The sequence below is a fragment of the uncultured Thermosynechococcus sp. genome (assembly GCF_938074695.1).
Taxonomy (GTDB): domain Bacteria; phylum Cyanobacteriota; class Cyanobacteriia; order Thermosynechococcales; family Thermosynechococcaceae; genus Thermosynechococcus.
In genome coordinates this window covers 25,980-35,780 of the sequence record NZ_CALJEM010000067.1, presented here as the reverse complement: position 1 = coordinate 35,780, position 9,801 = coordinate 25,980, and the positions used below count along the sequence as shown (strand labels likewise).

The 9,801-nt window shown below is 53.0% G+C and carries 12 protein-coding genes; 4 read left to right on the top strand and 8 right to left on the bottom strand.

Annotated features, from left to right (window positions below):
* Window position 1 precedes the first annotated feature (1 nt).
* The 3 genes from Q0683_RS09810 to Q0683_RS09800 all read right to left on the bottom strand — a co-directional run bounded on the left by Q0683_RS09810 (window position 2) and on the right by Q0683_RS09800 (window position 1,172).
* The gene (locus tag Q0683_RS09810) at window positions 2–382 is read right to left on the bottom strand and encodes a transglutaminase family protein (RefSeq protein WP_298977493.1); all 381 of its coding nucleotides are present in this window, start codon (window positions 380–382) and stop codon (window positions 2–4) included.
* A gap of 58 nt (window positions 383–440) precedes the next feature.
* The gene (locus tag Q0683_RS09805; RefSeq protein ID WP_298977491.1) at window positions 441–593 is read right to left on the bottom strand and encodes a hypothetical protein; all 153 of its coding nucleotides are present in this window, start codon (window positions 591–593) and stop codon (window positions 441–443) included.
* Window positions 594–866: 273 nt separating this feature from the next.
* The gene (locus tag Q0683_RS09800; RefSeq protein ID WP_149819587.1) at window positions 867–1,172 is read right to left on the bottom strand and encodes a DUF3155 domain-containing protein; all 306 of its coding nucleotides are present in this window, start codon (window positions 1,170–1,172) and stop codon (window positions 867–869) included.
* A 446-nt stretch (window positions 1,173–1,618) separates the two neighbouring features.
* Between Q0683_RS09800 and Q0683_RS09795 the strand changes: the two genes are divergently transcribed.
* Complete coding sequence (locus Q0683_RS09795; protein WP_298611739.1) at window positions 1,619–2,818, top strand: anion transporter; 1,200 nt, start codon at window positions 1,619–1,621, stop codon at window positions 2,816–2,818.
* Here the strand turns inward: Q0683_RS09795 and Q0683_RS09790 are convergent.
* The 3 genes from Q0683_RS09790 to rfaE1 form a co-directional block, all read right to left on the bottom strand.
* On the bottom strand, window positions 2,815–3,093 hold the full coding sequence (locus tag Q0683_RS09790) for a hypothetical protein (RefSeq protein WP_298977489.1): 279 nt from the start codon (window positions 3,091–3,093) through the stop codon (window positions 2,815–2,817). The genes Q0683_RS09795 and Q0683_RS09790 overlap by 4 nt on opposite strands.
* Window positions 3,094–3,161: 68 nt before the next feature.
* Window positions 3,162–3,386, bottom strand: coding sequence for a hypothetical protein (locus Q0683_RS09785; protein ID WP_011057612.1), 225 nt, complete (start codon window positions 3,384–3,386; stop codon window positions 3,162–3,164).
* Window positions 3,387–3,937: 551 nt separating this feature from the next.
* Window positions 3,938–4,960, bottom strand: coding sequence for a D-glycero-beta-D-manno-heptose-7-phosphate kinase (rfaE1, locus tag Q0683_RS09780; protein WP_298617286.1), 1,023 nt, complete (start codon window positions 4,958–4,960; stop codon window positions 3,938–3,940).
* A 190-nt stretch (window positions 4,961–5,150) separates the two neighbouring features.
* Between rfaE1 and glmM the strand changes: the two genes are divergently transcribed.
* Together glmM and Q0683_RS09770 are read left to right on the top strand one after the other, a co-directional pair.
* A complete protein-coding gene (glmM, locus tag Q0683_RS09775) occupies window positions 5,151–6,521 on the top strand; it encodes a phosphoglucosamine mutase (protein ID WP_298617287.1) in 1,371 nt (456 codons plus the stop codon).
* 55 nt (window positions 6,522–6,576) lie between these two features.
* Complete coding sequence (locus Q0683_RS09770) at window positions 6,577–7,509, top strand: methylenetetrahydrofolate reductase (protein WP_298615381.1); 933 nt, start codon at window positions 6,577–6,579, stop codon at window positions 7,507–7,509.
* Here the strand turns inward: Q0683_RS09770 and Q0683_RS09765 are convergent.
* Both Q0683_RS09765 and Q0683_RS09760 read right to left on the bottom strand, forming a co-directional pair.
* Window positions 7,463–7,747: a DUF427 domain-containing protein gene (locus Q0683_RS09765; protein ID WP_298615383.1), complete on the bottom strand. Its 285-nt coding sequence runs from the start codon at window positions 7,745–7,747 to the stop codon at window positions 7,463–7,465. The two genes, Q0683_RS09770 and Q0683_RS09765, sit on opposite strands and share 47 nt — an antisense overlap.
* Window positions 7,748–7,773: 26 nt before the next feature.
* On the bottom strand, window positions 7,774–8,496 hold the full coding sequence (locus Q0683_RS09760; protein WP_298615385.1) for an ABC transporter ATP-binding protein: 723 nt from the start codon (window positions 8,494–8,496) through the stop codon (window positions 7,774–7,776).
* Between the two features lie 176 nt (window positions 8,497–8,672).
* Here Q0683_RS09760 and Q0683_RS09755 point away from each other — a divergent pair, with 176 nt between their 5' ends.
* Entirely contained in the window at window positions 8,673–9,800 is a 1,128-nt protein-coding gene (locus Q0683_RS09755) for an SLBB domain-containing protein (protein WP_298977484.1), read from the top strand.
* The last annotated feature ends 1 nt before the right edge of the window (window position 9,801 follow it).

Here is a 9,801-nt window from a genome sequence, read left to right as displayed (position 1 = left end):
ATCAGCAGCAGCCACAAGGGCAATGGGGCGATCGCTCACCGCTTAGATCAAGAGTGGGATCATACCTGCGCCAGCCTGCCTCCGGCAAATACACTTCTACCCAAGCATGAAGGTGCCGCTCGGCGTTCTCTAAATCTTCTTCCTGATAGCCCCTGACAAACCGCGCTCCTAGGCCCACAGCCCGACAAGAGAGCCAAGGGGCGGTGCGAATTTGGTGCTCACAGGTGCGATAAGTTTTGTTATTGATCCTGCTGAGAAATGTGGGGACATTGCCCTCGCCACCAGCTAAAATTTGCCAAGCCAATTCATCGGCAACAGGATCCACCGGCAGTAATAGATAGGGATGCAGACTAGTTGCCAGCCGTTGGGGATAGTTAAACAAAGTGCAATTGCCCACGAGTCGAGCAAATAGTTAAAGGGGTTGCCACTTCGGAGGTGACCTAACTCCCTAGAAAAGTGGTGGGCTGCGGTGACCACCAGTGGCGTTGAAGGTGATTGGCATGGAGATCGAGGACGGCACTTTGGCCTCGGGGAGTTGTAAAACTATAGGGAGAGCGATCGCAGGCTTGGTGGCCATCCCTGCGGGGGATCAAGCGCAGAGCGTGGGGGGCAAGGGCAACAGGGGCATTTCCTATCTAAAAGGAAGCCGCCTGAACTAGTAACTGTCCAGGCGGGGTGTGGTGTGAGGAGTGAACGGAAACGTGCGTCTCCGCTATTTCTATTGTAGGGGACAGTTTCCAAATTGCCATAAGTAAATAGCGCAAAAAGCTCAAATCTTTAGCCACGCCTGAGAGCCTCTCCTTGGCAAAGCAAAAAGAGCCAGAAGCAAGTCCTGACTCCTCGTAAAATGTTTTTTGTAAAAAAGCCTAACGGGTAGTGGCTGCCATTTTCTCTTCGGCAAGTTCCCTTAGGCTAGGGAATAAAAAGTGATTTTCTTCAACGTACTGCGCACCGAATAAGCCCTTTTCTGCCCAGAAGTAGCGATCGGTGGTGTGCTCATTCCGCTTCACAAGAAGTAAAGCGGGTGGAGTGATCCCCTTCGCCTGAATAAACTTTCGTGCCGCCGTTACGGGTTTATCTTCGCCACTTTCAATGCTATATTGAGGTACGCACTCAAGGATCTTGCGCCCTTCGAGACGCCGCCGGCTTTTCCGCTTCCGTCTTCTAGCCAAGTTGCCTTACCTCCTTTGCCGTCAAAGAACTGTTATTGAGTTTACAAAAGTCGCCCCTTAGTATATCCGGAGTATCCTGGAATTTCAACTTTCCTTAATTTATCGAAACACGATTTATTAACGGGACAACGATTCCCAGCCTAGGATCAACGCTTTGCTGATCCCAGTGCCCCAAATATAGCAAATTGTGCCACTTGAAAAAGTGGTTCCTTCGATTTGTTTCCCAGCCAATGGGCTACCCTAGAGAACGACTGTCTAGGCTGCTCAACCCCAATGATGATCCAACGCTTAGGGCAACGGGTGCTCGAAACCCCGGTATTAACTCCAGCCATTAAAACCAAATTTCCCGACTGCTGGGAAAGGGGGAATATAACGCTGAGGATATGGCTGCCCTTGGAGAATGACTAGACGGCCCAGAGGCCAAGAAAATTCAAACCCAACAGTAGGTGCTGCGGTCTGTTCTACAACTCCTAATCCTTGCCCTCAGCTACGGTGCCCTGGCGCTAGGGGGGGTGCCGGGGCTACGCATGAATCGAGCGACGATCTCCCTTGTGAGTGCAGCGCTTTTGATTGCCCTAGGGGCGATTGATCTGCCCAGCGCATGGCAAGCCATTGATCCCCAAACCATTGTGTTTTTGCTGAGCATGATGATTCTTAATGCTTATCTGGGCTTTAGCGGCTTTTTTCAAATCGCAATGGTGACCATCGTGCGCTTTAGTGGCAGTCCCCTAGGATTACTGATCTTCCTCACTGTAGCGACGGGAATGTTGTCGGCGGTCTTTCTTAACGATACCCTTGCCCTTGTAACAACACCTTTAACTTTGCGTATTACCCATGCTTTGGGCTTGAATCCGGTGCCCTATCTGCTGGCGATCGCTGGAGCAACGAATATTGGCTCCGTGGCCACCCTCAGCGGTAACCCCCAAAATATCCTCGTGGGGTCGTTTTCTAACCTGAGGTATCTTCAGTTTACTCAAGTGATGGTGCCCGTAGCGGTGCTGGGGCTAGGTCTGCAGGTGGTTTGGTTGTGGTGGCTCTACCCGGAGGTGCGATCGCGCCAATCCTGTACATTGGCTACTCTCCAGCCGGCGCAGGTGCAAAAAGGGTTACTCCACAAAACACTGATTGTCTCTGGACTGATGTTTTTGGCTTTTCTGCTGGGTTTTCCCTTGGCAGAATCCTCTCTTTTGGCGGCAGCGGCTTTACTGGTGACTCGTCGTCTCAAGCCGGAGCGCGTCCTTGCTCAGGTGGATTGGTCACTATTAGTTCTGTTTGCGGGTCTGTTTATTCTCACCCGCTGTATTCAAAACTTTGATTTGCTGGCTGTTTTGCGCCCTTGGGTGAACCAGCCGTTGCCTCTGGTGGTATTGACAACGCTGCTGTCAAACCTGATTTCTAATGTTCCCACTGTGTTACTTCTGGCGCAGTTTATTCCCAAAGGTGCCGATCAACTCTGGTACTTACTGGCAGCCACGAGCACCCTTGCGGGTAATCTCACGCTTTTCGGGGCAGTGGCGAATTTAATCACAGCTGAGGCCGCTGCCCGCTCTGGACAGTTTTCATTTTGGCAGCATCTGCGCTTTGGTGCGCCCCTCACACTTTTGACGCTGGCGATCGCCTACGCTTGGATCGTGGGTCAAACCTAGGGACTTGATGAGGAGGCGGCTGCTTCAGAGGCGTTCTCAAAGTAGGCCACATCTGACACGATGACAAGGGTATCAGACTCAGGAATAGGCTGCCCTTGACTGAGATAGCCGACGCAGCCATTCATTAGGCTATAGACAAAAATCACGCCGCCCGCTGAAATGGCCACGAGGCCACTGGCCAGCAGTAAGGAAAAATCCTGCAGGCGATAGGCACTGTGGAGGAGTCGCACCGACCACAGCACCAATGCCAGTACCAGTAGAAGTAAGATAGCCATATGTAAACTATCTTAACAACTCTCAGGATTTTCCTCATCAATCTTTAGATTCTTCTAATAAATCTCTGTTAGCAGAGTGCCCTTGTCCGCTCTATGGTGCAGGTGAGGTTAGGGCCATACTGACCCACATGGGTAATTTCGGGAGTGTAGGCCTCTAGTACCCGCCCGGTGCGATCGCACATCGTTAGGACGTAATCACAGTGGGGACACTGGGTGTGACTCACGGAGCCATAGCGTTGACGGAGGGCTAATTTACCACAGTGAGGACAGTGAATCGTTTGCATCGTAACCATAGTTAAATAATCCTTAAATTCTTTTTGATGGACACGAACTTGTGATAAGGGACGCTGCGCAAACTTATATTTCAAAACAACAAGACCAAAGAAATAGTATTGCGCAACATTAAGGGAATTTATAAGAGAGGACACTTTTATTATGGATAGATTTCTTAGAGATGGCAATGATCCCAATGTTAAAAAATATGCTAACTAGATAGGGATCAACGAATTCAATTAACCTCCTCAAAAGAAAAGTTCTTCTTTTTTCTAAGAATTGATTGACGTTTATAACAGCCCTTTTCCCAAAGATTAAATGAGATCACATATCGACAAAGCAGCATCATGGGTAGCCTGCATTTTAGAAAAGGACTGTAATCTAAAGAAAGGATTAAGGAATGTATGGGGGTTGGGGGTGAAGGGATTCAGTTTTAGTCTCTAGAAGGGATTGCCCGCACTGGCTCCGGCACGGATTATTCACGGCTGACTCCCTTACTCCAAGCCCAAGCTGAGCTTGCCCAGACCCTTGCCCCAGGGATTCTCGAATGGTTACAGCAGGCCACACGAGACTAGTCTTCTAGCAAATGATAAAGAGCTGCCGCCATCTCTGCGGTGGAAGTGGTTGCAGTGCCAAACCGGCGTACGACAATACTCGCGGCCAAATTGCCTAAAACCGCTGCCTCCCAAAGACTAGCACCCGCTATAATGGCGAGGGTCAAGGCGGCCACAACGGTATCCCCCGCCCCGGTAACGTCAAAGACATCCGTGCGGTTAAAGGCGGGCAAATGGTAAGGCGTAGCCTCGCGGCTAAACAGACTCATACCGGCATCGCCCCGCGTGATCAGGATGTACTTGGCCCCTGTCAACGCCAGCAGGTCTTCACCGGCCCGTAGCACCTCCGCCTCTGTGCGAATCGGGTAACCCACCGCTGCCTCCGCCTCCGGTAGATTTGGCGTGAATAGGAAAGCACCGCGATAGCGCGCTAAATCTCGTTGGCTGTCCACAATTGTCCGCTCATGTTCCAGAGCTGCCGCAATGACAGGGGGGGTAAAAACGCCATCCCCATAGTCGGAGCAAACTACGGCATCAGCAGTGCCCAACCGGTGCCGAATGAAAGTCGCAAGTGCCTCCTGGAGGGCTGGGGGAGGTAGCGCATCGGACTTGCGATCTACCCGCACAATTTGTTGGGTCACCGATTGGCGAGCATGACCGGAGATGCGCGTTTTGGTTACGGTGGGGCGATCGCTATCCCGGAAAATTCCCTGGGTGTCAATGCCAGCCTCGCGAAAGATGCTACAGAGGGCTTCCCCTTGCGGATCTGCACCCACCAGACCAACCGCCTGCACCTGAGCCCCCAACTTGGCCAAATTGTAAATAGCATTGGCACCGCCACCGGGGACTTGGCGGGTAAACTCATGGCGCAAAATGAGGACAGGGGCTTCCCGTGAGAGACGCTCCACCTGACCCGTGAGAAATTCATCGAGGGTGAGATCTCCCACTACCAGTACCCGTGCTGAGGAAAAAGACTCCAAAAGGTGCAGGAGTCGCCCTTGGGACAATTGCAATTGCTGGCGCAATTCCGGTGGTAGCATTTCACGTGGTCCTAATTCCCGCTGATCCAGAATACTCCTGTGGGGGGACGTTGATGCGGCAGCAAAGATCCATAGAGATGCTATAGTCCAAAGGGAGTAAATAAAAAATAAATGTTAAGAATTGCCTCCTGCATAGCTCAGGAGATCGACTAGAAAATAGTGAGTGTTGGTGTGGCGTGAGGAATTAACTATGACTGGGCAGCAGCCGATTCGGTTTGGCACCGATGGCATTCGCGGACGCGCGGGAGAGGTGCTAACTCCCAACTTGGCCTTGAGCTTGGGATATTGGGTAGGGGAAGTGCTGCGGCAAACGACGGATACCCCCAACCGCCCGTTTATCATTGGTCAAGACTCCCGCAACTCCAGCGATATGTTGGCAACGGCCTTGGCTGCAGGGTTAACCGCCGCCGGTTTTGAAGTGTGGCAGGTGGGTCTGTGTCCTACCCCCTGTATTGCCTATCTGACGGCTACCACCGAGGCCATTGGGGGGGCAATGATTTCCGCCAGTCACAATCCCCCTGCCGATAACGGCATTAAAATTTTTGGCAGTGACGGTACTAAGCTCAGCCCTGATCTGCAAAAAGAAATTGAAGCACACTTAAATGCTGGCCTCTCCCTTCCCCCTACTGAGCACTGGGGGCATCTGCATCATCGCCCAGAACTACTCCAGCGCTATCGCCATGCGGTGCAAGCCCCCCTTGAGGAGCGTCAGCCCCTGCGGGGACTGCGGGTGGTGTTGGATTTGGCTTGGGGGTCTGCCGTTGCGGTGGCACCGACGGTGTTTCATGCCCTAGGGGCTGAGGTGATTCCTCTCCACGATCGCGCCGATGGCGATCGCATTAATGTCAACTGTGGTTCGACCCATTTAGAGCCACTGCAGCAGGCTGTGCGTGAAACCCGTGCCGCTATGGGATTTGCCTTTGATGGCGATGCCGATCGCGTGCTGGCGGTGGACAGTGAAGGACGGGTGGTGGATGGCGACTATATCCTCTACTTTTGGGGACAACGCCTCCAGGCCCAAGCCCAACTGCCGAAGGATTTAATTGTGGCGACGGTCATGTCTAACTTAGGCTTTGAACGGGCTTGGCAAGCGCGGGGGGGACAACTGGTGCGCACAGCCGTCGGCGATCAATACGTCCATGCGGAAATGGTGCGCCACGGCGCCATGCTGGGGGGCGAGCAGTCGGGACACATCCTCTGCCGTCACTATGGCGTCGGTGGGGATGGCCTGCTCACGGCCGTGCACTTAGCAACCCTTGTCCAAGATTCCCGTCTATCGTTAGCACAACTGCGCGACCAAAGTTTCACCCCCTATCCTCAGATTCTTCGGAATGTCCGCGTTGAAGATCGGCAGCGGCGACTCCACTGGCAAGAGTGCGAACCTTTGCAACGGATGATTGCCAAAGCCCAACTGGACATGGGCGATCGCGGGCGAGTCTTGGTGCGGGCTTCTGGTACAGAACCCGTTATTCGCATCATGGTGGAGGCAGAGCAGCAGCGTCTAGCTGACTATTGGACAGAGACTTTGGTGCAGACGGCAACTGCCCATTTGGCTGCCTAGGAACAGGCGTCAGGAGTGTGTATGATAATGGCCTAGTCGCGCTCTACTGATTTACTTGTCTGTTTCTCGTTTCCAAGCTGCCTGTGAGCAGGGTGAGTTCCTGATTACCGCAGAGGTGTGTCCCCCCAAAGGGCAGAATGCCAGTGCCATGTTGCGTCAAGCGGCTCATTTGAGGGGACGGGTACATGCGGTGAATGTCACCGATGGTAGTCGTGCGGTTTTGCGCATGAGTTCTTGGGCCGCTGCCTATTTACTCCAGCAGGAGGGATTTGAACCCATTTGTCAAATGGCCTGTCGCGATCGCAACCGCATTGCCCTGCAAGCAGATCTCATGGGCATTGCCGCCCTAGGTCTTCGCAACATTTTGGCACTGACAGGTGACCCCGTCAAAGCGGGGGATCATCCCCAAGCCAAACCTGTCTTTGATTTGGAGTCTGTACGGCTCTTGCGCATTATTGGCCAACTCAATCAAGGGGTGGATAGCGAAGATCGCCCTTTACCCGATGGCCCTACCCAATTTTTCGCAGGGGCAGCCGTTGATCCCCAGTCGCCCAGTTGGTCGGGACTGCAACAGCGCTTTGAACGGAAGTTAGCTGCCGGTGCCCAGTTTTTCCAGACGCAGTTAATTACAGACTTTGAGCGGCTCGCTAAATTTATGGATCAGATTGCCGCAGGCTGTGGGCGACCAATTCTGGCGGGGATTTTTCTTCTCAAATCTGCTAAAAATGCTCTATTTATCAATCGAGCTGTGCCGGGAGCTTCGATTCCCCAGCACATTATTGATCGCCTTGCTGCTGCCGCCGATCCCCTCGATGAAGGGATGACCATTGCTGCGGAGCAGGTGCAACAGGCACGACAACTTTGTCAAGGGGTGCACTTAATGGCGGTGCGCCGTGAGGATTTGATTCCGGAAATTCTTAACCGCGCCGGGATTCCTCCCCTTAGCGGGTCACCTGTACCCCCCGCCAAAACGCCACATACCCCTTGATCTTGGCGGCTGCCGGTTTAGGATCGGGGTAGTACCAGGCCGCATCGCGATTGACTTCCCCATTGACCACAAGGTGGTAGTAGCTGGCCGTGCCTTTCCAACCACAGACGGTGTGGGTGTCACTGGGCTGAAAATAGACCTGATTAATCGTCTCTGGTGGAAAATAGACATTGCCTTCCACCACTTCATAGCGATCGCTCTCGGCCAAGATGGCGCCTTTCCAAACTGCCTTTGCCATTGCTCTTTTCTCGGGTACTTCCCTTTTTAAGATAGGGCAGGTACGGCCAGCGGACTAGGTAGATTGGGACGATCCGAGCGAATTTGACCGTCGCGAAACTGAATAATGCGGTGCGTTACAGCCGCCACATCAGGTTCATGGGTGACCATAACTACTGTCATGCCGGCCTCATTGAGTTGACCAAAGATGGCGAGAATTTCCGCTGTGGTGTGACTATCGAGGGCACCGGTGGGTTCATCGGCAAGGAGGAGGAGTGGCTGATTGACAATGGCACGGGCGATCGCCACCCGTTGTTGCTGTCCGCCGGAGAGTTGATTGGGACGATTCTCAAGGCGGTGACCCAAGCCCACCTGTTCTAGGGCAGCGATCGCGCGATCGCGCCGCTCCTTAGGGGGTACTCGAGCATAGACCATCGGGAGCATGACATTTTCCAATGCCGTCAGTTGCCCCAGAAGGTAAAACTGCTGGAAGACAAACCCAATCTTGGCGTTGCGAATATGGGCCAGTTCATCATCACTGAGGTGAGCCACATCTTGGCCATCGAGAAAGTAGCGGCCAGAGGTCGGGCGATCCAAACAGCCAATAATATTCATCATTGTGGACTTGCCGGATCCCGATGCCCCCATAATGGCGCAGTACTCCCCTCGCTGAATTTCTAGATTCACATCCTTGAGGGCGTGAACCTCGGTTTCCCCTTGGCCATAGACCTTAGAAATATGCTCTAGACAAATGAGTGGCTGGTCTGACATTACAATTCGTGAAAAGTCGGTTACTCTCATTCTAAAGCTGTCTTCCTAGGGGGTAGGCTCTTTGCTTTTTGCCATGTTAAACCGCTGGGAATCTCCCAGTGTCCCCCTGCCCTGTGGTAAAACGGGGGAGAACATAGGTTCTTGGCAAAAGCGCAGACTCAGTAGGAGCATTCACGATGGGGGATAAAAGGTTAGCACGACTGCAAAAAGGGGCTGTTGGGCTGGCGATCGCTGGCGGCCTGACCCTTGGGGCAACACTTCTAGTCCCCCCCTCCGTCACCGCTCAACCTAGGGCTGTCAGTCCAAACTCCTATAGTTTTACCAGCGTGAATCCCCTCGAAGACTATCTTTTAGGACCAGGGGATGTGCTTTTTATTGAAGTGGTCAACCTTCCGGCAAGCGTTACTAGTCAGCGAGAATTCACGGTTAATCTCGATGGCTCAGTCACCCTTCCTCTGGCAGGGCGGGTCATGGTGGGGGGCTTAACGTTACCCCAAGCGGAACGGCTGATCCTGAATGCCTACAGTAAGGTGATGCGCTTTCCAGCCGTGACGGTGACGTTGCAGACTCCGCGACCCATGAAAATTCTGGTGGCGGGTGAGGTTAGCCGTCCAGGATCTTATGTTGTTCCCTTTACCTCTGTATCAGCTTCTGCAGCTGGTGTTGGCCTTTCCGGTGGCTTAACATGGCCTCGCCTGAGCCAAGTACTCGCTCAAAGCGGTGGCATTACCCAAGAGGCAGACATTCGCAATATTGAGATACGCCGCCAACTGGGAAATGGCCAAACTGCGGTGACCAAAATTAACCTCTGGGAAATGATTCAGTCTGGCGATGCCAACCAAGATATTACGCTGCGCAGTGATGATGTAATTTTAGTGCCCAAGGCAAAGGAAGTAAATGCGGCGGAAGCCATACGGGTGGCCTCTGCTACCTTTTCGCCAGAAAAAATTCAAATTCAAGTTATTGGTGAAGTGAGCCGACCAGGTATTGTGGAAGTCCCTGCCAATGCCACCCTCACTCAGGGAATTGGGGCAGCCGGCGGATTCAACGTGCAGCGTGCCAATAGGTCTCGGGTAACATTGGTGCGGCTCAACCGCGATGGCACAGTCAGTCGGCGACGCATTCCCTTTAGCTTGGCGGCTCAACCCGATGCCAACAACAATCCTGTGTTGCAACAGGGGGATGTGATTGTGGTAGAACGATCAGGGGTAACCCAAGTGGGGGATGCGATTGGGAATGCCTTGCGTCCTATAGGTGCATTGACCCCTATAGGATTTATCATCAACTTACTAAACTTGAACTAGG